At 71.7% G+C, this 22,223-nt stretch carries 22 protein-coding genes; 15 read left to right on the top strand and 7 right to left on the bottom strand.

What is annotated here, in order from left to right; all coding sequences use genetic code 11:
* Nucleotides 1-310 precede the first annotated feature (310 nt).
* Nucleotides 311-2,452, bottom strand: coding sequence for a S8 family serine peptidase (locus EJF31_RS19880; protein WP_185736360.1), 2,142 nt, complete (start codon nt 2,450-2,452; stop codon nt 311-313).
* 108 nt (nt 2,453-2,560) lie between these two features.
* Between EJF31_RS19880 and EJF31_RS19885 the strand changes: the two genes are divergently transcribed.
* The 3 genes from EJF31_RS19885 (at nt 2,561) to EJF31_RS19895 (ending at nt 5,198) form a co-directional block, all read left to right on the top strand.
* Nucleotides 2,561-3,994, top strand: a complete 1,434-nt coding sequence (locus EJF31_RS19885) for an HAD hydrolase-like protein (RefSeq protein WP_221767674.1) — start codon at nt 2,561-2,563, stop codon at nt 3,992-3,994.
* Nucleotides 3,995-3,996: 2 nt separating this feature from the next.
* A complete protein-coding gene (locus EJF31_RS19890) occupies nt 3,997-4,695 on the top strand; it encodes a M50 family metallopeptidase (RefSeq protein ID WP_221767675.1) in 699 nt (232 codons plus the stop codon).
* Nucleotides 4,696-4,802: 107 nt separating this feature from the next.
* Complete coding sequence (locus tag EJF31_RS19895) at nt 4,803-5,198, top strand: cold-shock protein (protein ID WP_125038941.1); 396 nt, start codon at nt 4,803-4,805, stop codon at nt 5,196-5,198.
* Between the two features lie 6 nt (nt 5,199-5,204).
* Here EJF31_RS19895 and EJF31_RS19900 read toward each other — a convergent pair whose 3' ends face one another.
* Entirely contained in the window at nt 5,205-6,668 is a 1,464-nt protein-coding gene (locus EJF31_RS19900) for an MFS transporter (RefSeq protein WP_125038942.1), read from the bottom strand.
* Nucleotides 6,669-6,775: 107 nt separating this feature from the next.
* On the opposite strand from EJF31_RS19900, the gene EJF31_RS19905 reads away from it, so the two are divergent.
* A complete protein-coding gene (locus EJF31_RS19905; protein WP_185736379.1) occupies nt 6,776-7,549 on the top strand; it encodes a DUF3027 domain-containing protein in 774 nt (257 codons plus the stop codon).
* 4 nt (nt 7,550-7,553) lie between these two features.
* Here the strand turns inward: EJF31_RS19905 and EJF31_RS19910 are convergent, their stop codons facing one another.
* Together EJF31_RS19910 and EJF31_RS19915 are read right to left on the bottom strand one after the other, a co-directional pair.
* On the bottom strand, nt 7,554-8,180 hold the full coding sequence (locus EJF31_RS19910) for a bifunctional 2-polyprenyl-6-hydroxyphenol methylase/3-demethylubiquinol 3-O-methyltransferase UbiG (protein WP_125038944.1): 627 nt from the start codon (nt 8,178-8,180) through the stop codon (nt 7,554-7,556).
* On the bottom strand, nt 8,173-8,487 hold the full coding sequence (locus EJF31_RS19915; protein ID WP_260430987.1) for a DUF2530 domain-containing protein: 315 nt from the start codon (nt 8,485-8,487) through the stop codon (nt 8,173-8,175). Before EJF31_RS19915 ends, EJF31_RS19910 begins: the two co-directional genes overlap by 8 nt.
* 74 nt (nt 8,488-8,561) lie before the next feature.
* Here EJF31_RS19915 and EJF31_RS19920 point away from each other — a divergent pair, with 74 nt between their 5' ends.
* The 8 genes from EJF31_RS19920 to trmB all read left to right on the top strand — a co-directional run bounded on the left by EJF31_RS19920 (nt 8,562) and on the right by trmB (nt 17,159).
* Nucleotides 8,562-10,046 carry an NCS2 family permease gene (locus tag EJF31_RS19920; RefSeq protein WP_125039204.1) on the top strand — a complete coding sequence of 495 codons (1,485 nt, stop codon included), beginning with the start codon at nt 8,562-8,564 and terminating at the stop codon, nt 10,044-10,046.
* Nucleotides 10,047-10,136: 90 nt separating this feature from the next.
* Nucleotides 10,137-10,586 carry a MarR family winged helix-turn-helix transcriptional regulator gene (locus EJF31_RS19925; RefSeq protein ID WP_260430989.1) on the top strand — a complete coding sequence of 150 codons (450 nt, stop codon included), beginning with the start codon at nt 10,137-10,139 and terminating at the stop codon, nt 10,584-10,586.
* Nucleotides 10,587-10,591: 5 nt separating this feature from the next.
* Nucleotides 10,592-11,884 (top strand): MFS transporter, encoded by a 1,293-nt coding sequence (locus EJF31_RS19930; protein WP_125039205.1) that lies wholly within the window; start codon nt 10,592-10,594, stop codon nt 11,882-11,884.
* Nucleotides 11,885-12,008: 124 nt separating this feature from the next.
* Nucleotides 12,009-12,383: a 30S ribosomal protein S12 gene (gene rpsL / locus EJF31_RS19935; RefSeq protein ID WP_011757353.1), complete on the top strand. Its 375-nt coding sequence runs from the start codon at nt 12,009-12,011 to the stop codon at nt 12,381-12,383.
* A gap of 1 nt (nt 12,384) precedes the next feature.
* Nucleotides 12,385-12,855 (top strand): 30S ribosomal protein S7, encoded by a 471-nt coding sequence (rpsG, locus tag EJF31_RS19940; protein WP_125038947.1) that lies wholly within the window; start codon nt 12,385-12,387, stop codon nt 12,853-12,855.
* Between the two features lie 134 nt (nt 12,856-12,989).
* The gene (gene fusA / locus EJF31_RS19945) at nt 12,990-15,050 is read left to right on the top strand and encodes an elongation factor G (RefSeq protein ID WP_373994736.1); all 2,061 of its coding nucleotides are present in this window, start codon (nt 12,990-12,992) and stop codon (nt 15,048-15,050) included.
* 69 nt (nt 15,051-15,119) lie between these two features.
* The gene (tuf, locus tag EJF31_RS19950; protein WP_125038949.1) at nt 15,120-16,313 is read left to right on the top strand and encodes an elongation factor Tu; all 1,194 of its coding nucleotides are present in this window, start codon (nt 15,120-15,122) and stop codon (nt 16,311-16,313) included.
* Between the two features lie 123 nt (nt 16,314-16,436).
* Nucleotides 16,437-17,159 carry a tRNA (guanosine(46)-N7)-methyltransferase TrmB gene (trmB, locus tag EJF31_RS19955; RefSeq protein ID WP_125038950.1) on the top strand — a complete coding sequence of 241 codons (723 nt, stop codon included), beginning with the start codon at nt 16,437-16,439 and terminating at the stop codon, nt 17,157-17,159.
* Between the two features lie 6 nt (nt 17,160-17,165).
* Here trmB and EJF31_RS19960 read toward each other — a convergent pair whose 3' ends face one another.
* Both EJF31_RS19960 and EJF31_RS19965 read right to left on the bottom strand, forming a co-directional pair.
* Entirely contained in the window at nt 17,166-17,564 is a 399-nt protein-coding gene (locus tag EJF31_RS19960; RefSeq protein ID WP_125038951.1) for a hypothetical protein, read from the bottom strand.
* Nucleotides 17,565-17,614: 50 nt separating this feature from the next.
* The gene (locus tag EJF31_RS19965) at nt 17,615-18,325 is read right to left on the bottom strand and encodes a tetratricopeptide repeat protein (RefSeq protein ID WP_125038952.1); all 711 of its coding nucleotides are present in this window, start codon (nt 18,323-18,325) and stop codon (nt 17,615-17,617) included.
* 96 nt (nt 18,326-18,421) lie between these two features.
* On the opposite strand from EJF31_RS19965, the gene EJF31_RS19970 reads away from it, so the two are divergent.
* Nucleotides 18,422-19,756 (top strand): MFS transporter, encoded by a 1,335-nt coding sequence (locus tag EJF31_RS19970; RefSeq protein WP_260430990.1) that lies wholly within the window; start codon nt 18,422-18,424, stop codon nt 19,754-19,756.
* A 109-nt stretch (nt 19,757-19,865) separates the two neighbouring features.
* On the opposite strand, the gene EJF31_RS19975 is transcribed toward EJF31_RS19970, so the two are convergent.
* Entirely contained in the window at nt 19,866-20,675 is an 810-nt protein-coding gene (locus tag EJF31_RS19975) for an RDD family protein (protein WP_125038953.1), read from the bottom strand.
* A gap of 23 nt (nt 20,676-20,698) precedes the next feature.
* On the opposite strand from EJF31_RS19975, the gene EJF31_RS19980 reads away from it, so the two are divergent.
* Nucleotides 20,699-21,694, top strand: a complete 996-nt coding sequence (locus EJF31_RS19980) for a stage II sporulation protein M (protein WP_125038954.1) — start codon at nt 20,699-20,701, stop codon at nt 21,692-21,694.
* Nucleotides 21,695-21,805: 111 nt separating this feature from the next.
* Nucleotides 21,806-22,222, top strand: coding sequence for a cyclic nucleotide-binding domain-containing protein (locus tag EJF31_RS19985; protein WP_182536264.1), 417 nt, complete (start codon nt 21,806-21,808; stop codon nt 22,220-22,222).
* The last annotated feature ends 1 nt before the right edge of the window (nt 22,223 follow it).

The following is a 22,223-nucleotide window of genomic DNA, read 5'->3' on the forward strand; positions in this document are numbered from 1 at the left end:
CTGAATGCGCATCGAGCTGGGTCGTGGAGAACGCGCGATCGAATCGACTCAAAGTCAGTCAGCGACGACAGGGCGCAACTCGGGTCAGCACGTCCTCCACGACACCGACACAAGTCTCACTGGCGCACCTGCCGCGCGCGAACCTCGTCCTGGCGACCGGGCTGGTCCTGCTCCGGAGACGGCGTCGGGGACCACACGCGTCACACGGGACCCACCGACCGGGCACTCCCTGACGTTCTGGAGGGTTGCAACCCCCCGGAACGTCCGGGATCGCCGGTCAACCGGCGATTCCAACCGGTCGCCGCCAACCTCAGCGAGTGACCAGCACCGGGATCCGGGCGCGCGACCCGTCGGCGCCGGCCCACGTGATCCAGCCGTCGTCGAGGGGCGAGACGCCGGGGCCCGAGACGCGCACCGTGAAGGTGACGCTCGCGCCGGGCGCGAGTCGCACCGCCGCGGGCGTGACGCGGACGGCGTGCCGCGTGAAGCCGGCGACGGCGCTCGAGAAGTACATCGGCCGGGCGCCGACGTTGGTGATCGTCCGGTGCGCGACCCGCGCCGTGCCGGCGAGGACGAGCGAGGGGGTGTTGACCGCCCGCGACATGAGCCGGCCGTCGAGCCAGCGCCGGTAGTCGCCGGGGCGGACGGCGTAGGCGACGCCCGGCCGGTCGGCGACGAGCGGGCGGACCCGCCCGGCGCCTTCGCGGAGCAGGGTGGGCGCGCGGTCGACGGGCGCCGCGGTCGTGGCGAGCGCGGACCGGACGACGTCGGCCGACCAGTCGTGGCGGGCGAGGAGCACGGCCGCCGCTCCGCTGGTGTACGCCGTGGCCGCGCTCGTGCCGGACGCGAAGTCCCAGCGGGTGCCGTGGACCGACGGCGGCACCGCACCGAGTACGCCGGCTCCCGGTGCCACGACGTCCGGCTTCAGCAGACCGCCGGTCGGGTCGCCGCCGCTCGACCAGGGGGTGACCCGCGCAGGGGTCTCCTCGGTGCCGAGCGGCTGCAGCGAGACGCGACCGTGCGGGTGGGCGGCCAGCCAGTGGCGCAGCGTCCGGCCGGCGACCCGGTCGACGTGCACGGTCGGCACGCTGTGGAAGTCGGCGTCGACGGACCCGGGTCGGACGTTGGCCAGCACCATGCCGACGCCGTCGGCGCGCTGGACGGCCAGTGACTTGTCGACTCGGCCGATCTCGCCGCGCTCGCACAGCACGACCGCTCCGGCCACCCGCGCCGCGTCGAGGCTGCCGGGCGCGCACACGCGGGCGTCCACTCGGGTCGCGCCGGGCGCGGCCACGTCCGCACCGACGACCAGTCGGGCCGGGCGGGTGCCGCGGGTCGAGGCCATCGCGCCGGTCAGGGTCGGGCCGTCGGGGCCGAGCCGCACGCGGCCGCGGCGGACCTCGCCGGTGGTCGCACCGACGGTGGTCACCCACGGCGTGGTGTGGGCGGCGAAGGTGCGGGCGCCGTTGCCGGCGGCGGCCACGACGACCACGTCGTCCTCGGCCGCACCCAGCAGGGCCCGCTCGACGGTGTCGAGGCCGGGCGAGCCGGCCACGGAGAGGTTGAGGACGTCCACGCCGTCGGCGGTCGCCTTGTCGATGGCGGTGACCAGGTCGGCGGTCGCGCAGCCGTCGTCGTCGGGGTCCGGGGCGGTCCAGCAGGCCTTGTAGACGGCGAGCCGCGCCTGCGGTGCCACACCGCCGTAGCTGCCCAGCCGCTGGCCGTTGACCTCGACCGAGACGCCGGCGTCGCCGGCGGCGATGGAGGCGACCTGCGTGCCGTGCCCGTCGTCGTCGAGCGGCGACAGCGAGGCCGAGGACCGCACGCGGTCGGCGCCGAAGCCCTCGACGAACCAGCGCGCCCCGACCAGCTTGCGGTTGCACGACGACGCCGGGAAGTCGGTGGCCCCGTCGCAGCCGCCGGTGAACCCGGCAGGCCGGTGACCCAGCCGCGGCACCGAGGAGAAGAGCGGGCTGTCGGGCCAGATCCCCGAGTCGACGACGCCGATCACCACGCCGGCGCCGCCGCGCTGGCGGCCCGGCCCCACCATCCCGGAGGCGGTGTGGCTCGGGGTGCCGGCGAGCCGGCGGACGGAGTTCTTCTCGACCAGGGCGACGTGCGGCTGGGTGTTCAGCGTCTCGGCGTCGGCGCGGTCGAGTCGTACGGCGAAGCCGTTGAGCGCGGTCGTCCACCGGTAGACCGGCGCCGGCGAGCCGACCGAGGCGAGCACCACGTCCTGCTGGTGACGCATCGCGAGCTGCTCGATCCCGACCGGCACGACCCCGCGGTAGCCGGCGGTGCCGGGTCCGTCGAGGGTCACGAGGTAGAGGGCGTCGTGGGTGGCCGGCGCCGCGTGGGCCGCGCGGGCCGGTGCGGACACGGCGATCGACGTACCGAGGAGGGCGCAGGCCAGCGCGGCCGCACCCGCAGCCACCAGCCCGGTCCGTCCCACCACGTTCCCCTTCCGTCCCATCCGCATCGAAGCCGACATTCTGACCCACCCGACAACGACGTGGCAGTCGATTGGGTCACCTTCGACGTGCCTGCCTACCCTGACACCATGCAGGAGACCCCCTCGACCGAGCCGCTGGTGGTGGGGTTCGACCTCGACATGACCCTGATCGACACGGTGCCCGGCTTCGCCCGGGTGCTGGTCGCCCTCGGCGGCGAGCTCGGCGTCGACTTCCCGGTCGAGCAGATGACCAGCAAGCTGGGTCCGCCGCTCGACCTCCTCCTCGCCGACCACCTCGACGAGGAGCGCATCCCGAGCGCCTCCGACCGGTTCCGCGAGCTCTACCCCGACCACGCGATCGAGTCCGTCCCCGCCCTGCCCGGCGCCCACGACGCCCTCGCCGCCGTACGACGCCACCGCGGGCGGGTCGTGGTGGTCACCGGCAAGTTCCCGGCCAACGCGCGCCGCCACGTCGACCACCTCGGCCTCGACGTCGACCACCTCGAGGGCTGGGTCTGGGGCGTCGGCAAGGCCGAGGCGCTGCGCCGCGAGGGCGCCAGCATCTACGTCGGCGACCACGTCCACGACGTCGAGGGCGCGCTCGCCGCGGGCGTGACCAGCGTGAGCGTGCTGACCGGCGGGTGCACCCGCGAGGAGCTGCTCGCCGCCGGCACCCACGTGGTGCTCGACGACCTCGCCGACTTCCCGGCCTGGCTGGACGCCCACCTCCTCGAGCGCCGCGTCGGCGCCCTGCTCGCCGACCTCGAGCGGCGGGGCTCGGTGCTGGTCGCCTACAGCGGCGGCGCCGACAGCGCGTTCCTGCTGGCCGCCGCCGTCCGGGCGCTGGGTCCCGACCGCGTCGCCGCCGCGACGGGCTACTCCGACTCGCTGCCGCAGGTCGAGCGCGACCCGGCCCGGGCGTTCGCCGAGTCGCTGGGCGTCGACGTGCTCACCCCGCAGACCCACGAGATGGAGCGCGAGGGCTACCGCGCCAACGCCGGCGACCGCTGCTTCTTCTGCAAGGCCGAGCTGCTCGACGTGCTCACCCCGATCGCCGCCGAGCGGGGCATTGCCCACGTCGCCACCGGCACCAACGCCGACGACGCGGTCGCGGGCTTCCGGCCCGGCATCCGCGCGGCGGCCGAGCGCGGCGCGATCACCCCGCTCCGCGACGCCGGCCTGACCAAGGACCAGATCCGGGCCGCCTCGCAGGCCTGGGGCCTGCCGACGTGGGACAAGCCCGCGGCCGCATGCCTGTCCAGCCGGGTCGCCTACGGCATCGAGGTGACCCCGCACCGGCTCGCCCGGGTCGAGCGGGCCGAGGCCGCCGTCCGCGCCGCCCTCGCCGGCACCGGCCTGCTCAACCTGCGCGTGCGCGACCTGGGCGAGCGGGCCAGCATCGAGATCGACGCCGCCCTGCTCCCGCTCGACCCGGCCCTCGAGGCCTCCGTGCTCGACGCCGTCCGCGCGATCGGCTTCCCCGACGCCGCCGTCGACGCCCGCGGCTTCCGCTCCGGCTCCCTGAACGACGCCCTTCGCTGACCGTGGAGCGCATCTGGCACCGGGTCCTCGCCGAGCAGCCCGTCCCGTCCGCGACGGTCGTGCTGCTGACCGGTCTGGTCGCCCTCGCGCTGGTCCTCGCGCCGGGCACCTGGCCGCGCGTGCGGATGGGGGTCACCATCGTCCACGAGGCCGGCCACGCGGCGATCGGCGTACTCGTCGGTCGGCGGCTCACCGGCATCCGCCTGCACTCCGACACCTCCGGCGTCACCATCACCCGCGGCAAGCCCCGCGGCCCCGGCATGGTCGTGATGCTGCTCGCCGGCTACCTCGCGCCCGGCCTGCTGGGGTTGGGCGCGGCCCTGCTCCTCGCCGCCGGGCACAGCGTCGCCCTGCTCTGGGGCCTGGTCGCCCTGCTGGTGCTGATCCTGCTCTGGGTGCGCAACCTGTACGGCGTCCTGGCGGTGCTCGTCACGGGCGGCGCCGTCGGCCTCGTCAGCTGGTACGCCCAGCCCGACCAGCAGTCCGTCGTGGCCTACCTGATCGCGTGGCTGCTGCTCCTCGCGGCGCCCCGCCCGCTGGTCGAGCTGCTCGCCGACCGGCGCCGCTCGCGCACCTCCGACCCCGACCAGGTCGCCCGGCTGACCCACGTCCCTGCGGTCGTCTGGATGGTGCTGATGCTGGCCGCCAACCTCGCCGGGCTCGTCGTCGGCGCCGGCACGCTCGCCCCGCGCCTGCTCTGAGCCGGCCCCGGGGCAATCCCGTTCGCCACCCACAGCGGCGTCCCCTAGGCTTTGCCGTCGCACGCGGCACCCGGCCGCGCGCACGAGCAGGTTGTGAGGTCGAGACCGTGCCCACTGGCAAGGTGAAGTGGTACGACGCCGAGAAGGGCTTCGGCTTCCTGTCCCAGGACAGCGGCCCGGACGTCTACGTCCGCTCCGAGGCGCTGCCCGAGGGCACCACGACCATCAAGGCCGGCACCCGCGTCGAGTTCGGCATCGCCCAGGGCCGCCGCGGCGACCAGGCGTTGCAGGTCCGGATCATCGACGCCCCCGCATCGGTCTCCCGCAGCCAGTCGGCGGCCCGCCGCAAGAAGCCGGAGGAGATGGTCTCGATCGTCGAGGACCTCATCCGCCTGCTCGACGACGTCGGCGAGGGCTACCGCCACGGTCGCCACCCCGACGCGCGGACGGCGAAGCCGACGGCCAAGCTGCTCCGCGCGCTCGCCGACGAGCTCGAGCTCTGACGCAGGTCAGGCTCGGACCTCGACCGACCGCGGTCGCGTGACCAGGACGAAGGCGAACCACGCGGTCAGCACGGCGGCGGCCACGCCCAGGCCGAGCCGGGGCCACAGCGGCAGGGCGATGCCCAGGAAGCCGCCCAGGACCCACGCCAGCTGGAGCGTGGTGTCCGAGCGCGCGAACGCGCTCGACTGCACCCGCTCCGGCACGTCGCGCTGGATCGTCGCGTCCAGCGACAGCTTGGCCAGCGACTGGGCGAGGCCGGCAGTGAGGCCGAGCAGCGCGACGGTGACCACGCCGTAGAACAGGGCGGCGAGCAGCACCAGCACGGCGTCGGCGGCCAGGGCCAGCACCACCGTGACGGCGGGGTTGACCTGGCGCAGCACCGAGCCGAGCCCGATCCCGACGGCGTTGCCGAGCCCGGCGGCGCCGACCACGATCCCGAGCAGCACCTCGGGTCGCCAGTCGCCGATGGGGTTCTCGCGCAGCAGGAACGCCATGAACATGATGAGGAAGCCCGACAGCCAGCGCGGCCCGCAGTTGGCACGGAGCGCGAACGCCACGGCCGGCGGCACGTGGGCCCGGACCTTGGTCGAGGACGCGGTGCGTGAGCTCGGCCCCGGACCCAGCGCGAGGCGCACCTCGCCCTGGCTGACGTCGACCTTGGGTGGGAGCAGGATCGCCAGCACCGTGGCGATCACGAACAGCACGAACGCGTAGCGCAGCGACCACTCGGGTCCGAACGTCGAGGCCAGGCCGGCGATCGGCGCGGACACGGCGGCGCCGACGATGCCGGACAGCGAGATCCGGGCGTTGGCCTTGACCAGGGTGAAGCTTGCGGGCACGAGCCGCGGGACGGCCGCGGCCCGGGTGACGCCGTAGGCCTTCGAGGCGACCAGCGCCCCCAGGGCGGCGGGGAAGAGCCAGGCCGACTTGTCGATCACGGCGGTGGCGAGCACCCAGCACAGGAAGGCACGGATCGCCATCGTCGCGCCGATCGCCCACCGGCGGCCGTGGCTGAAGCGGTCGAGGAAGGGGCCGATGAGCGGCGCCACGATCGCGAACGGCAGCATCGTCAGGCCCAGGAACAGCGCCACCTGGCCGCGCGCCTCGCCGGTCGGCACCTGGAAGAAGAGCGTGCCGGCGAGCGAGATCGCCAGGGCGGCGTCGCCGGCGGTGTTGAAGGCGTGCATCTCGATCAAGCGGAAGAGCCCCGAGTCGCCGGCGCCCTCGGCCCGGGCCGCCCGCCGGGCCTGGCGCAGCGTGAAGCCGCCGGCCCGGCCGGTCACCCGCGCCACGCCGCGCAGGCCCCTGCCGGCCGCCCTGGCGCCGGTCCCGAGGCCGCGGCCGACCGCCTTCGCCCGGTCGGCGCGCCCGACCCGCACGGTGGGATCCGGGGCCTCGTCGGGCCGGGTCGGATGGGTGTCCCGCCAGCGCTGCTCCTCGGCCGAGGAGTCGGGGCGGGACGTCGTCATGTCCCTATCCTGCCCCCTGCGACCGACACCCACGGCCAGCAACACGAGGGCCGCGAATGGCCCCGACCTGACAGCGCACCCGGTCATGGGCCATGATTTCGCCCGTGATGACCATCGTGCGCGCCAAGCCCGACACCGCAGCCGTCGCGGCCGTGGACGCGGCCCGTGCCGCGCTCCTCGAGGAGGTCGACGCCGCGGACGTGGGCGCCCACCTCGGCCACGTGGTCGAGGGCGAGCGCCTCGTCACCCACCTGTTCGCCTGCGAGCGCGCCGGTTACGTCGGCTGGCGCTGGTCGGTCACGATCACCCGTGCGCCGCGGCAGAAGACCGTCACCGTCGACGAGGTCGTGCTGATCCCCGGCGACGAGGCGATCGTCGCCCCCGAGTGGGTGCCCTACCGCGAGCGGATCAAGCCCGGCGACCTCTCGCCCGGCGACCTCCTCCCGGTCGAGGAGGACGACCCGCGCCTGGTCCCCACCTACTCCTTCGGCGACGACCCGCTCGACCCCGACGAGCAGGCCCAGGTCCGCCGGGTCGCCCAGGACCTCGGCCTCGGCCGGGTCCGGACCCTGTCGCTCGAGGGGCGCGAGCTCGCCGCGCAGCGCTGGTACGACGGCGACGGCGGCCCGCAGGCCCCGCTCGCCCAGTCGGCTCCCGACAGCTGCACGACGTGCGGCTTCCTGATGCGGATCGCGGGGCCCCTCTCGGAGATGTTCGGCGTCTGCGCCAACGGCGACGCCAACGACGACGGCCGTGTGGTCTCGCTGGACCACGGCTGCGGCGCCCACTCCGAGGTCCGGCTGGCCAAGAAGCACGAGCCGGTGCCGCTGCCCGAGCCGGTCGTCGACACGATCACGCTCGACGACCTCGAGCAGTTCTGACCGGTCACGCCTCCGGCGACAGCACCCACACGGCGTACGTCTCCAGGGGCGGGTGCAGCTCGTAGGTCCCGAACCGCAGGTCCACCCGCAGTCCCGACGCCTCGGCGTCGGCGACGAACTCCTCCGGCGGGTAGGTCCGGCTGTTGGTCGGACCGTCCACCGGGTGGAAGCCGACGAGCATCCGCCCACCCGGTGCCAGCAGCGACCGCAGCCGCGCCAGCACGGCCCGCTCGGTGCCCTCGGCGAGGTAGATCATCACGTTGCCGACGCACACCACGAGGTCGAACAGGCCCAGCTGCTCGGCCGTGACGCCGAGGATGTCGCTCTCAACGACCTCGAGCCCGGGGAAGGTGTGCCGGCACTGGGCCACCAGGGCCGCATCGGGCTCGATCCCCACGACCCGGTGCCCGCGGGCGGCGAGCGCGGCGGACACCCGGCCCATCCCCGAGCCGGCGTCCAGGACGCGAGCGCCGCGGGGGAGGAGAGTGTCGGCGAGTCGGGCCTCGCCGTCGACGTCGGTCCCCGCCGAGACCAGCTCGCCGAACATCCGGCCGTAGCCGTCGTTGCCGGCTCCGCCCACCGCCCAGCGGGTCAGCGGCGCCGCACCGGGACGGGGCTCGGACTCAGACATCGTCGGCGGGCAGCCCGTCGCGCGGCTCGTCCCGCATCTCGGTGCGCACCTTGCGGCGGCGCCGGCAGTACTCCAGGCCGAAGAGGCCGAGCCCGAAGCCGGCCAAGCAGGTCCACAGCCACCACAGCCGGCCGGAGTCCTCGAGGCGGGAGTAGAAGGGGAGCAGGGCGATGAAGCCGATCAGCCACAGCGCGACGCCGACCTCGACCGTGCGGACCCCGTCGACGTCGAGGGGCTCGACATCGGCCACGATGAACGTGCGCTTGCCGATCTCGTGCTGGGTCGGCTGGTCGTCGCGGAGCTCCACGGGATGCACGCTAGTCGACCGGTCACGTCCGTGAAACGTCGCGGGCATGCGTCGTGCCACGTCGTCGTGCCAAGATGCCGCGCGTGACCAACCAGAGCGAGACCGACGCAGCGGTCAGCAGCAGCCCCAGGGCCACCGGCATCGACGGCTTCTTCCACATCAGCGAGCGCGGCTCGACCGTCGCGCGCGAGGTCCGCGGCGGCCTCGTCACGTTCTTCACGATGGCCTACATCATCGTGCTCAACCCGCTGATCCTCGGCTTCGCGGCCGACGCCGACGGCAAGTTCCTCGGCGGCGGCACCGGCCACGGCGAGAACCTCGCGATCATCGCGGCCGGCACCGCCCTGGTCGCGGGCCTGATGACGATCCTCATGGGCGTGGTGGCCAACTACCCGCTGGCGCTGGCCACGGGCCTGGGCCTCAACGCGTTCGTCGCGTTCTCCATCGCCACCCAGATGACCTGGGCCGACGCGATGGGCCTGGTCGTGATCGAGGGCCTCCTCATCCTGGTCCTCGTCCTGACCGGCTTCCGGCAGGCGGTCTTCCACGCAGTGCCGGCCCACCTCAAGGTCGCGATCTCGGTCGGCATCGGCCTGTTCATCGCGCTCATCGGCTTCGTCGACGCGGGCTTCGTCCGTCCCGGCGCCGGTACGCCGGTGCAGCTCGGCCCCACCGGAGAGCTGGCCGGATGGCCGGTCGTGGTCTTCATCGTCGGCCTGCTGCTGGTGATCACGCTGTGGGTGCGCCACGTCAAGGGCGCGATCTTGATCTCGATCATCGCCACCACCGTCGTCGCGGTGGTCGTCGAGGCGATCGGCGACCTGGGCCAGAAGTCCTCGGACAACCCGCTCGGGTGGAGCCTGAGCGTCCCGAGCTTCCCCGACAAGGTCTTCGACACCCCGCACTTCGACACCCTCGGCCACTTCTCACTGCTCGGCTCGTTCCAGTCCGTCGGCGTGGTCACCTCGGTCCTGCTCATCTTCACGCTGATGCTGGCCGACTTCTTCGACACCATGGGCACGATGACCGCCATCGGCGCCGAGGCCGGCCTGCTCGACGAGGAGGGCACCCCGCCCCACAGCCAGCGCATCCTGGTCGTCGACTCCATCGCCGCAGCGGCCGGTGGCGCCGCGGGCGTCTCGTCGAACACCTCCTACATCGAGTCGGCCTCGGGCGTCGGTGAGGGTGCCCGCACCGGCCTGGCCTCCGTGGTCACCGGCGTGCTGTTCCTGCTCTCGATCCTGCTCGCGCCGCTCGTGGCGATGATCCCGTCCGAGGCCGCCGTCCCGGCCCTGGTCCTGGTCGGCTTCCTGATGATGCAGCAGGTCAAGGGCATCGACTGGGACGACCTGGAGGTCGCCATCCCGGCGTTCCTCACCATCGTCCTGATGCCGTTCACCTACTCGATCACCGTCGGGATCGGCGCGGGCTTCCTGGCCCACGTCCTGATCAAGCTGGTGCGCGGCAAGGCCTCCGAGGTCCACGCGCTCCTGTGGGTCGTCGCGGCGCTCTTCGTCGTCTACTTCGCGATCAGCCCGATCACCGACTGGCTGAGCTGACCCCGAGCCCAGGAGAGCGCCCCGCGGCCCGGCCGCGGGGCGCTCTCTTCGGTGGAATAGTTAGCAAGGCTAATGAGTTACGCTCACGACATGCCCACCGTGGAGAAGGTTGCCCGCACCGACGCCGGACTGGCGTCGGAGCTCCGGCTGTCCGTGATGCGCCTGCGTCGACGGCTGGCCAACGAGCGACACCCCGACAACGAGCTCAGCCTCAACCAGATGGCAGTCCTGGGGGCGCTCTACCGCGCCGGCGACCTCACCATCGGCGAGCTGGCCGGCCGCGAGCGGGTGCAGCCCCCGAGCATGACCCGGACCGTCAACTGCCTCGAGGGGGACGGGTACGTCGCCCGCCGCCCCCACGAGACCGACGGCCGCCAGGTCCTGGTGACGCTGACCGACTCCGGCCGCGCGACCGTCCTGGCCGACCGCGCCCGGCGCGACGCGTGGCTGGCCCGCCGCCTCACCGACCTCTCCCCGGAGGACCGCGCCGTCCTCCGCGCCGCCGCCCCCATCCTCGAACGACTCGCCCAGAAGGACTGATCGGCCTGAGCCCCACCTTCCGCTCGCTCTCCAACGCCAACTACCGGCGCTACGCCGCCGGTGGTGTCGTGTCGAACGTCGGCACCTGGATGCAGCGCGTGGCCCAGGACTGGCTGGTCCTCCTCCTCACCGACAACTCCGGCACGGCGATCGGCATCACCACCGGCCTGCAGTTCTTGCCGTTCCTGCTGCTCTCGCCGTGGGCCGGCCTCGTGGCGGACCGGATCCCCAAGCGCCGCCTTCTCCAGCTGACCAACCTCGGCATGGCCGTCCCGGCCCTCGTCCTGGCCGCGCTCGCCCTGACCGGCAGCGTCGAGATCTGGCACGTCTACGTCCTGGCCCTGGTCCTCGGCACGGCCGCGGCGTTCGACGCCCCGGCGCGGCAGTCGTTCGTGTCCGAGATGGTCGACCACGACGACCTGACCAACGCGGTGGGCCTCAACTCGGCGAGCTTCAACGCCGCCCGCATCGTCGGCCCGGCGGTCGCCGGCGTGCTGATCGCGGCGTTCGGCGGGGGAGTGGGGGCGACCGGGCTCGTCATCCTCTTCAACGGCCTGAGCTACGCCGCCCCGATCTTCACGCTCCACACCCTCGACGGGTCCCGGCTGGCCACCCCGGCCCTGGTGAAGCGCGAGAAGGGCCAGATCCTCGCCGGCGTCGCCTACGTCCGTGGCCGGCCCGACCTGCTGCTGATCCTCGGGATCGTGTTCTTCACCGGCACCTTCGGGCTCAACTTCCAGATGACCTCGGCGCTGATGGCCACCCAGGTGTTCCACAAGGGCTCGACCGAGTACGGCCTGCTCGGCACGTTCATGGCGATCGGCTCGCTCACCGGCTCGCTCATCGCGGCCCGTCGCGAGCGGGTCCGGCAGCGGCTCGTGGTGGGCGCGGCGATCATGTTCGGCGCGGTCGAGGTGGTGGCCGGCCTCGCTCCGTCGTACGTCGTCTTCGCGCTGCTGTGCCCGCTCCTGGGGATCAGTGCCCTGACCATGATCACCAGCGCCAACGCCTTCATGCAGCTGCACACCGACGCCGGGATGCGCGGCCGCGTGATGGCCCTCTACATGATGATCTTCATCGGCGGCACGCCGCTCGGATCGCCGTTGATCGGCTGGGTCGGGGAGGCGTTCGGCGCCCGGTGGACGCTGCTGGTCGGAGGGGCCCTGACGATGCTCGGCGCAGGCGTCTCCGGACTGCTCTACCTGCGCGGTCGGCGCGTTTTGACCCCCGACGCAGGCCCGAGTAATCTCTTTCCTCGTGTCTGGGACAACCAGACCGTTGCGCGTGCTCGGAAATAGCCAGCGGCCAGATCGTGGTCGCCGAGAGGCGTCCAGCACTCACTTCAGGCACACAGATCGCTTCATCATCGTGCCCGGCAAAGCGCCGGGTTCTGACTAGAGGAAAAGAAGGGGAACCAACAAGGTGCCCACCATTCAGCAGTTGGTCCGCAAGGGCCGCCAGGACAAGGTGTCGAAGAACAAGACGCCTGCCCTCAAGGGTTCGCCCCAGCGTCGCGGCGTCTGCACGCGCGTCTACACCACCACCCCGAAGAAGCCGAACTCCGCTCTCCGCAAGGTCGCCCGCGTGCGCCTGTCGAGTGGCGTCGAGGTCACCGCTTACATCCCGGGTGTCGGTCACAACCTTCAGGAGCACTCCATCGTGCTCGTCCGCGGCGGTCGCGTGAAGGACCTCCCCGGTGTTCGCTACAAGATCATTCGCGGCACGCTCGACACCCAGGGCGTGAAGAACCGCAAGCAGGCCCGCAGCCGTTACGGCGCGAAGAAGGAGAAGAGCTGATATGCCGCGCAAGGGTCCCGCTCCCAAGCGGCCTATCGACGTCGACCCGGTCTACGGGTCGCAGCTGGTCACCCAGCTCGTCTCCAAGGTCCTGATGGACGGCAAGAAGCAGGTTGCTCAGCGCATCGTCTACACCGCGCTCGAGGGCTGCCGCGAGAAGACCGGCACCGACCCCGTCGTCACGCTCAAGCGTGCGATGGACAACGTGAAGCCGGCCATCGAGGTCAAGTCCCGCCGCGTCGGTGGCGCGACCTACCAGGTCCCGATCGAGGTCAAGGGCACGCGTGGCACCACGCTCGCGCTGCGCTGGCTCGTCGGCTACGCCCAGGACCGTCGCGAGAAGACGATGTCCGAGCGCCTCATGAACGAGATCCTCGACGCCTCCAACGGCCTCGGTGCCGCTGTGAAGAAGCGCGAGGACACCCACAAGATGGCCGAGTCCAACAAGGCCTTCGCGCACTACCGCTGGTGACCACGGGCGGGGCGGTTCACCCGTGCGGTGCGCCGTCCCGCTCCACCTGACTTTCCACAAACTTTCTAAGGACGCTGACCACAGTGGCTGTCGACATCACCACGGACCTCAACAAGGTCCGCAACATCGGCATCATGGCGCACATCGACGCCGGCAAGACCACCACCACCGAGCGCATCCTCTTCTACACCGGCATCACCTACAAGATCGGTGAGGTCCACGAGGGCGCGGCCACGATGGACTGGATGGAGCAGGAGCAGGAGCGCGGCATCACCATCACGTCGGCCGCGACGACCTGCTGGTGGAAGAACCACCAGATCAACATCATCGACACCCCCGGCCACGTGGACTTCACCGCCGAGGTCGAGCGCTCGCTGCGCGTCCTCGACGGCGCCGTGGCGGTGTTCGACGGTGTCGCCGGTGTCGAGCCGCAGACCATGACGGTGTGGCGTCAGGCCAACAAGTACTCCGTGCCCCGCATGTGCTTCGTGAACAAGCTGGACCGCACGGGTGCCGACTTCTTTCGTTGCGTCGACATGATGGTCGACCGCCTCAACAGCACCCCGCTGGTCCTCCAGCTGCCGATCGGTGCCGAGTCGGACTTCCTCGGTGTCGTCGACCTCGTGGGCATGCGCGCGCTGACCTGGCGCGGCGAGACCACGATGGGTGAGGACTACACCGTCGAGGACATCCCCGCGGACATGGCCGAGCAGGCCGCCGAGTACCGCGAGAAGTTCCTCGAGACCCTCTCCGAGGCCGACGACGCCATCATGGAGAAGTACCTCGAGGGCGAGGACTTCACCGTCGAGGAGCTCGAGGCCGCGATCCGTCGCGCCACGCTCGCCGACAAGCTCAACCCGGTCCTGTGCGGCACCGCATTCAAGAACAAGGGCGTCCAGCCCCTGCTCGACGCGGTCGTCAAGTACCTCCCCTCCCCGCTCGACATCGAGGGCATCATCGGCCACTCGGTGAAGGACGAGGACGAGGAGATCGTCCGCAAGCCCTCCGACGACGAGCCGTTCTCCGGCCTGGCGTACAAGATCGCCTCCGACCCGCACCTGGGCAAGCTGATCTACGTCCGCGTCTACTCCGGCAAGCTCGAGGCCGGCTCGACCGTGGTCAACTCGGTCAACGGCCGCAAGGAGCGCATCGGCAAGGTCTACCAGATGCACGCCAACAAGCGTGAGGAGATCGCGTCGGTCGGCGCCGGCCAGATCGTGGCCGTCATGGGCCTCAAGGACACCAAGACCGGCCACACGCTCTGTGACCCGCAGAACCAGGTCATCCTCGAGTCGATGACGTTCCCGGCCCCGGTGATCGAGGTCGCCATCGAGCCGAAGACGAAGTCCGACCAGGAGAAGCTGGGCATGGCGATCCAGCGCCTGTCCGACGAGGACCCGACCTTCACGGTCAAGTCCGACGAGGAGACCGGCCAGACGATCATCGCCGGCATGGGCGAGCTCCACCTGGAGATCCTCGTCGACCGCATGAAGCGCGAGTTCCGCGTCGAGGCGACCGTCGGCAAGCCGCAGGTGGCCTACCGCGAGACCGTCCGCAAGGAGGTCAAGAACCACAGCTACACGCACAAGAAGCAGACCGGTGGTTCGGGCCAGTTCGCGAAGGTCGTCATCTCCCTCGGCCCCAACATCGACCCGGAGACCGGCACGGGTGCCGGCTACGTGTTCGAGAACAACGTGTCCGGTGGTCGCGTGCCGAAGGAGTACATCCCCTCGGTCGACCAGGGTGGCCAGGACGCCATGGAGTTCGGTGTTCTCGCCGGCTACCCCATGGTCGACGTGAAGTTCTCGCTCGAGGACGGCGCCTACCACGACGTCGACTCGTCCGAGCTCGCGTTCAAGATCGCCGGCAACCAGGCCTTCAAGGAGGCCGCACGCATGGCCAAGCCGGTGCTGCTGGAGCCGATGTTCGCCGTGGAGGTGACCACCCCCGAGAGCTTCCTCGGCACGGTCATCGGCGACATCAACAGCCGCCGCGGCCAGATCCAGGCACAGGAGGAGCGTCACGGTGACATGGTCATCAACGCCCTTGTGCCGCTGTCCGAGATGTTCGGGTACGTTGGCGACCTGAGGTCCAAGACCTCCGGCCAGGCTTCGTACTCGATGGAGTTCGACTCGTACGCCGAGGTTCCGACGAACATCGCCGACGAGATCATCAAGAAGGTCCGCGGCGAGTAATCGTCAGGACCCTCGGCACCACCCCTTGCAAGTACGAGTCAAGTAACAACCACACCAGGAGGAGCCCCAGTGGCTAAGGCGAAGTTCGAGCGGACCAAGCCGCACGTCAACATCGGCACCATTGGTCACATCGACCACGGTAAGACGACGCTGACCGCAGCGATCACGAAGGTGCTGCACGACAAGTACCCCAACCTGAACGCCGCTTCGGCGTTCGACGAGATCGACAAGGCTCCCGAGGAGCGTCAGCGCGGCATCACGATCTCGATCGCGCACGTCGAGTACCAGACCGAGGCGCGTCACTACGCCCACGTCGACTGCCCCGGTCACGCCGACTACATCAAGAACATGATCACCGGCGCGGCGCAGATGGACGGCGCGATCCTCGTGGTCGCCGCCACCGACGGCCCGATGCCGCAGACGCGTGAGCACGTGCTGCTCGCCCGCCAGGTCGGCGTGCCGGCCCTGGTCGTGGCGCTCAACAAGTGCGACATGGTCGACGACGAGGAGCTCATCGAGCTCGTCGAGATGGAGGTGCGCGAGCTCCTCTCCGAGTACGAGTTCGACGGCGACGACATCCCCGTCGTGCGCGTTGCTGCCTTCCCGGCGCTCCAGGGCGACGAGAAGTGGGGCGAGTCGATCATCGAGCTGATGAACGCGGTCGACGAGGCCATCCCGACCCCGGCGCGTGAGACGGACAAGCCGTTCCTCATGCCCGTCGAGGACGTCTTCACGATCACCGGTCGTGGCACCGTCATCACCGGTCGTATCGAGCGCGGCATCGTCAAGGTCAACGAGGAGGTCGAGATCATCGGCATCCGCGAGAAGGCCCAGAAGTCGACCGTCACCGGTGTCGAGATGTTCCGCAAGCTGCTCGACGAGGGCCAGGCCGGCGAGAACGTCGGGCTCCTGCTCCGTGGCACCAAGCGCGAGGACATCGAGCGCGGCATGGTCGTCATCAAGCCGGGCACCACGACCCCGCACACCAACTTCGAGGCCTCGGTCTACATCCTCTCGAAGGAGGAGGGCGGCCGCCACACGCCGTTCTTCAACAACTACCGTCCGCAGTTCTACTTCCGTACGACGGACGTGACGGGCGTTGTGACCCTGCCCGAGGGCACCGAGATGGTCATGCCGGGTGACAACACCGAGATGTCGGTGGAGCTCATCCAGCCCATCGCCATGGACGAGGGTCTCCGCTTCGCGATCCGCGAGGGTGGCCGCACCGTCGGCGCCGGCCGGGTCACCAAGATCACCAAGTGATCTGACCTGGTGGTCGAGCCTGTCGAGACCACCAGCTGATCCACCAGAACGGCCCCGGACCTCGGTCCGGGGCCGTTCTGCATGCCCCCTGCAGTGCCCCGCGCCCCGAGGAGAATGGGACCGATGAACGAGCGAGTGCGCCCCGCGCGCCCCCACCACAAGCTGACCGAGGACGGCCGGCCGATGCGTGAGGTCCTCAGCTACTCCCGGCGCGGCAGCCGCTTCACCCCCAACCAGCAGGCGGCCTGGGACGCCCACCACGAGGCGTGGTGGGTCCCGGACGACGTCGTGGACCGCGACGACTTCGACCTCACCGCGTGGTTCGGCCGCGAGGCCCCCCTCGTCGTCGAGATCGGCTGCGGCATCGGCGAGTCGACGGCGGCGCTGGCGGCGACCCGCCCCGGCACCAACGTGCTGGGTATCGAGGTCTGGGTGCCGGGCATCGCCGACACCCTGGGCAAGGTCGGCGAGGCGGGCCTGGACAACGTCCGGATGATCGGCGTGGACGCCGCGTGGTCGATGGAGCACCTCTTCGAGCCCGGTTCGCTGGCCGGGGTGTGGACGTTCTTCCCGGACCCGTGGCACAAGAAGAAGCACAACAAGCGCCGTCTGGTGAACGCCGCCTTCGCGGCCGTCGTCGCCAGCCGGCTCGAGGTCGGCGCCGAGTGGCGGCTGGCCACCGACTGGGCCGACTACGCCGAGCAGATGGTGGAGGTGCTCGACGCCGAGCCGCTGCTCGAGGGCGGCGTCACCGAGCGCTGGGACGAGCGGCCGCTGACCCGCTTCGAGCGCAAGGGGCTCGACAAGGGCCGCGACATCACCGACCTCTGCTACCGCAGGGTCTGACAAACCCTAGGCCGCGTCGTCCAGGTGGAATCCGAAGTCGTCGAGCAGAAGCTCGATCCGGTAGCGCTCGGCGTCCCGCTCGCTGCCCGGGGGCAGCACGTCGAAGAGGTGCTCGTGGCCCAGCGCCCGGCATGCCTCCGCGAGCACCGCGTCGTAGGCGCACCGCAGTCCTTCGTACTTCGCGAACCGGAGCCCCCGGGGCGGGTAGCGGTAGCGCACCCGTAGCCGACGGGCGTCCACGGCAATCAGCTCGATCGGGCGCCCCGCGGGCTCGGGGCGACGGGCGCGGTGGAGCCGGTCGTTCAGGCGCCCGCAGGCGCGCGCCACGTCCTCGCTGTGCGCGACACCCACGTGCAGCGCCACCAGCAAGGCCATGAGGACCAGGACGCCCACGGTGGAGCCCATGCCGAAAACGGTACGTCCGCCACCGTCCACCGGCAACGGATCGGGCCGGGTCAGCCCTCGAGCAGGGCGAGCTCCTCGTCGACGTACGGGTCGTGCTCGCCGGCGGCCTCGAGGTCGGCCTTGAGGGCCCGCTGCAACGCCAGCGCCTCGTCGGTGCGGCCCAGGTTGCGCAGCGCCCAGGCGACCATCCAGCGAGCGGTGCGGGTGCGCGCCGCCACGCCGATCCGCTCGCGCGCGGCGAGAGCGTGCTCGAAGGAGTCGAGAGCCTCCCCCCAGCGCCCGGCGTCCGCGTGGACCATGCCGATGTTGTTGAGCAGGGAGGCGTCCCAGTCGCGCGCCGCCGGGTCCGAGGCGTTGCGGGCGACGGCCAGGGCGCGCTCGTTGACGGCGAGCTGCTCGGCGGGGTCGGCGACCAGGGCCAGCATGTGCAGGGCGTCGACGTGAAGCGCCTCGAGCCCGGCCTGCGACGCGGTCGCGACGGCCGCCTCGAACGACGGTCGGGCCTCGTCGGGCGAGCCGGCCGAGCGGAACAGCCGGCCACGCTCCAGCACGATCCGGACCGCGACCTCGTCCTCGGTCGGGGAGAGGTCGTCCAGGACGGCATGGCCCTCGTCGTACTTCTCCTGGAGGCCGAGGGCCCGCGCCACCTGGGTCATCAGCACCAGGCGGTCCTCGGGGTCGGCGGCCTCCGCCTCGGCGCGGAAGCGCTGCTCGGAGCCGGTCGGGTCGTCGAAGTCCCACAGGGGCGTCGGGTCGATCATGGCGCCCATCCTGACAGCCGGAGGCTGGCGGGAACTCGGCGCCCGGTGGCTGCCGGCGGGCTCCTGGCCGGGACCTGCCGTCCCTAGGATCGGCGGGTGACCGTGCACGCCCCGATGTCCCCCTCTCCCACACGCGGTCTCCACCGGGCCTGGCTCGTCGCCGCCGTCACGATGGGCGCCTTGATCGCCGCCGCCGGCTTCCGGTCCTCGACGGGGGCGCTGCTCGAGCCCCTCGAGGCCGACTTCGGCTGGAGCCGCGCCACCACCAGCGGGGCCGTCAGCCTCAACCTGGTGGTCTACGGGCTCACCGCGCCCTTCGCCGCCGCGCTCATGGAGCGCTTCGGCGTACGCCGCGTGGTGGCGGCCAGCCTCGCGCTCGTGGCGCTCGGGTCCGGCCTGACCCTGGTGATGACGCAGGCGTGGCAGCTGTGGGTGCTGTGGGGCTTCGCGGTCGGGATCGGCACCGGGTCGCTGGCCCTCGTGTTCGGCGCGATCGTGGCCAACCGGTGGTTCGTGGCGCACCGCGGCCTCGTGGTGGGCGTCTTCTCCGCCGCCAGCTCGACCGGCCAGCTGGTGTTCCTGCCGGCCATCGCCCACCTCGCCGACGGGCCCGGCTGGCGCTGGGCCGGCGGCCTCGTGACGGCGTTCGCCCTGCTGCTGGCCCCGCTGGTCTGGCTGGTGATGCGCGACCACCCCGCCGACCTCGGCACCACGCCGTACGGCGCCCCCGCGGGCTGGACCCCGCCGCCCGCGCCGCCGGTGGAGCGCGGCGCCGCCCGGGTCGCGCTCGGCACGCTGGCCGAGAGTGCGCGGTCGCGGACCTTCTGGGCGCTGTTCGCGACGTTCTGGATCTGCGGCTGGTCGACCAACGGGCTGATCGGCACGCACTTCATCCCCGCTGCCCACGACCACGGCATGCCCGAGACCACGAGCGCGAGCCTCCTGGCGCTGATCGGGGTCTTCGACATCGTCGGCACCATCGCCAGCGGGTGGCTCACCGACCGCGTCGACAGCCGCTACCTGCTCTTCGGCTACTACTTCTTCCGCGGCCTCTCGCTCCTCTTCGTGCCCGCGCTGCTGGGGCCGCACGTGCACCCGAGCCTGTTCCTGTTCGTGCTGTTCTACGGGCTCGACTGGGTGGCGACGGTGCCCCCGACCGTGGCGCTGTGCCGCCAGCACTTCGGGGTGGAGAAGGCCGGCGTGGTCTTCGGGTGGGTCTTCGCCAGCCACATGGTCGGGGCCGGCGTGGCCGCGAGCTTCGCGGGCTGGGTCCGCCAGGTCAACGGCGACTACTTCGCGGCGTGGATGACCGCTGGCGGGCTCTGCGTCGCCGCGGCCGTGGTGTGCCTGACGATCCCGCGGCGACCGGTGGAGGTGGCGCCGGCCCACGAGGACGCCGAGGTCGGCGACTGCGTGACCGACTCGATGTAGGTTCTCAACCTTTCCGGGCCGTCGACCCGACGACCCCACCGGCACCCTCACCCTCGGCTCCCAGGACCAGCTCACCGTCCCGGACGCCGGCTGAGCCGTCGGGTCGGGCTCACCGGCGGGCGGTCAGCCGGGCGCGCAGGTCGGCCTCGCGGGCCAGCCGGGCCCGGTCCCGCTCGCGGCGGGACGCGACGACCGCGGCGAGGAACGCCTCGGGCGGCGTGCCGGGCGGCGGCGGAGGAGCGACGTACTCGCTGACCTGGTTGGCCAGCCGCCCGCCGAGCGAGGCCCGCGATGCGGGGTCGATCTGGGGCAGGCGGGACAGGAACTGGCGGACCGCGAGCGCCAGTCCGGTCGGCAGCGAGGCCATGTCGGCGCCGGCGGCCCACTGCGCGAGCGGCGGCGGCATCAGCGGCGGCGGGGCCAGCCGCAGCCGGACCCGCTCGCGGACGACGTAGGTGCCGGCGGCGTAGTCGCCGAGCCGCTTGCCGCGCCCGCTGAGCAGCGCCGAGAAGAACGCCGGGGCACCGGAGAAGAGATAGATCTCCACGATCCCGATCAGGGCCCGGACGAAGGCGTGCTGGAAGGAGATCGGGCCGGCGTCGTCGCGCACGGTGCGCAGGCCCAACGCCCACTTGCCCAGCGACTTGCCGCGGGTGAGGGTCTCGACGGTGGTCGGGAAGACCAGGAACACCAGGATCATCGTGCTGACGAAGGCGACCCACAGCAGCGCCTCGTCGGTCTGGAGCGCGGCCACGGTCAGCAGCAGCACCACCCCGACCAGCAGCAGCACGGTCACCACCACGTCGATCAGCCCGGACGCGATCCGCGGGCCGAGCCCGGCGGGGGGCAGGTCGAGGGCGACCGCCTCACCCGTCACCAGGTCGTCGGTCGTCAGCGTCGCGAACTCCGGTGTCGACATCGGTCCCACCATAGGGTGACGACGTGGACCTCGATGCCTACGTGCTGGCGCAAGCCCACGAGTGGCAGCGCCTGGAGAAGCTGACGCGCAAGCGCCGGCTCACCGGCGCGGAGAGCGACGAGCTCGTCGAGCGCTACCAGCAGGTCGCCACCCACCTCTCCGTCGTGCGCACCTCGGCACCCGACGCCTCGCTCATCGCGCACCTCTCCTCGCTGCTCGCCCGCGCCCGCAACCGCGCCGCCGGCACCCGCGTCAGCACTTGGCACGGCCTGGCCGGCTTCTTCGTGCACCGCTTCCCGGCCGCGCTCTACCGCCTGCGCTGGTGGTGGCTCGGCACGCTCGCGGCCAACGTCGCGGTCACCGCCGTGATGATGCTGTGGCTGCTCGACCACCCCAACGTCGAGCAGAGCATGCTGTCGCCGGCCGAGATCGACCAGCTGGTCAACCACGACTTCGAGGGCTACTACAGCGAGTACGCCGCCGGGCACTTCGCCGCTCAGGTCTGGATCAACAACGCCTGGGTCTCCGCGCTGTGCCTGGCGATGGGAGTGCTGGGCTTCCCGGTGGTCATCGCGCTGTTCCGCAACATCGCCAACTTGGCGGTGATCGGATCGATCATGACCCGGCACCACCAGGGCGGGCACTTCTGGGGGCTGATCCTCCCGCACGGCCTGCTCGAGCTGACCGCCGTCTTCGTCGCCGGCGGGGTCGGGCTGCGGCTCTTCTGGTCGTGGGTCGAGCCGGGCGAGCTGACGCGCGGCCAGTCGCTGGCGCGTGAGGGGCGCACGGCCGGCACCGTGGCCCTCGGGCTCGTGGCGGTGCTGTTCGTCAGCGGCCTGATCGAGGCGTTCGTGACCCCCTCACCGCTGCCGACCTGGGCGCGCATCGGCATCGGGGTGCTCGCGGAGTCGTGCTTCCTCGCCTACGTCTTCGTCGTCGGCAGGTCGGCGTACCTCCGTGGGCACACCGGGGACCTCGACGCCGCGCTGCTCGAGGACCGGGTCGCCACGCAGGCCTGACCGATGGTTGCCGCTCGGTGCCAGTCCGGCGGTTCTCTGGACCGTGCCGAGCGGAGCGGGATAGGTTCGCGCGCAACGCACCGTGTCCCGGCCGACTTCGAGAGGGAACCCATGAGCGACAAGTCCGAGCTCGAGTCCAAGCTCGCCGCACTCCCCATCTTCGCGGGCCTGAGCAAGCGCAAGGTCGCCAAGCTCGTCGACCAGTCCCGCACCGTCGACCACCAGGCCGGCCGCGAGGTGGCCACCGAGGGCGAGGGCGCGCTCGCCCTGCACCTGATCGTCTCCGGCGAGGCCGAGGTGTCCCTGCGGGGCGAGAGCAAGCGCACCCTGCGTGAGGGCGACTACTTCGGCGAGATCAGCATGATCGACGGCAAGCGCCGCTCGGCCACCGTCACGGCCGTCACCCCGATGACGACGCTCGCGGTCCAGCACGTCGTGTTCGAGAAGATGCTCGAGGACGACGCCAAGTTCGCCGCGGAGCTCCTCAAGCTGCTGTGCGCCCGGCTCCGTGAGGCCGAGTCGGCCTGAC

Source organism: Nocardioides sp. LS1 (assembly GCF_003865225.1).
Taxonomy (GTDB): domain Bacteria; phylum Actinomycetota; class Actinomycetes; order Propionibacteriales; family Nocardioidaceae; genus Nocardioides; species Nocardioides ginsengisegetis.

What these genes read in the sequence shown, in the direction of transcription:
- EJF31_RS19885 (WP_221767674.1), top strand. Translation starts at nt 2,561, where the DNA reads ATGCAGGAGACCCCCTCGACCGAGCCGCTGGTGGTGGGGTTCGACCTC.
- EJF31_RS19900 (WP_125038942.1), bottom strand. Translation starts at nt 6,668, where the DNA reads ATGACGACGTCCCGCCCCGACTCCTCGGCCGAGGAGCAGCGCTGGCGG.
- EJF31_RS19905 (WP_185736379.1), top strand. Translation starts at nt 6,776, where the DNA reads ATGACCATCGTGCGCGCCAAGCCCGACACCGCAGCCGTCGCGGCCGTG.
- EJF31_RS19910 (WP_125038944.1), bottom strand. Translation starts at nt 8,180, where the DNA reads ATGTCTGAGTCCGAGCCCCGTCCCGGTGCGGCGCCGCTGACCCGCTGG.
- EJF31_RS19920 (WP_125039204.1), top strand. Translation starts at nt 8,562, where the DNA reads ATGCCGCGCGTGACCAACCAGAGCGAGACCGACGCAGCGGTCAGCAGC.
- EJF31_RS19925 (WP_260430989.1), top strand. Translation starts at nt 10,137, where the DNA reads ATGCCCACCGTGGAGAAGGTTGCCCGCACCGACGCCGGACTGGCGTCG.
- rpsG (WP_125038947.1), top strand. Translation starts at nt 12,385, where the DNA reads ATGCCGCGCAAGGGTCCCGCTCCCAAGCGGCCTATCGACGTCGACCCG.
- fusA (WP_373994736.1), top strand. Translation starts at nt 12,990, where the DNA reads ATGGCGCACATCGACGCCGGCAAGACCACCACCACCGAGCGCATCCTC.
- trmB (WP_125038950.1), top strand. Translation starts at nt 16,437, where the DNA reads ATGAACGAGCGAGTGCGCCCCGCGCGCCCCCACCACAAGCTGACCGAG.
- EJF31_RS19960 (WP_125038951.1), bottom strand. Translation starts at nt 17,564, where the DNA reads ATGGGCTCCACCGTGGGCGTCCTGGTCCTCATGGCCTTGCTGGTGGCG.
- EJF31_RS19965 (WP_125038952.1), bottom strand. Translation starts at nt 18,325, where the DNA reads ATGATCGACCCGACGCCCCTGTGGGACTTCGACGACCCGACCGGCTCC.
- EJF31_RS19975 (WP_125038953.1), bottom strand. Translation starts at nt 20,675, where the DNA reads ATGTCGACACCGGAGTTCGCGACGCTGACGACCGACGACCTGGTGACG.
- EJF31_RS19985 (WP_182536264.1), top strand. Translation starts at nt 21,806, where the DNA reads ATGAGCGACAAGTCCGAGCTCGAGTCCAAGCTCGCCGCACTCCCCATC.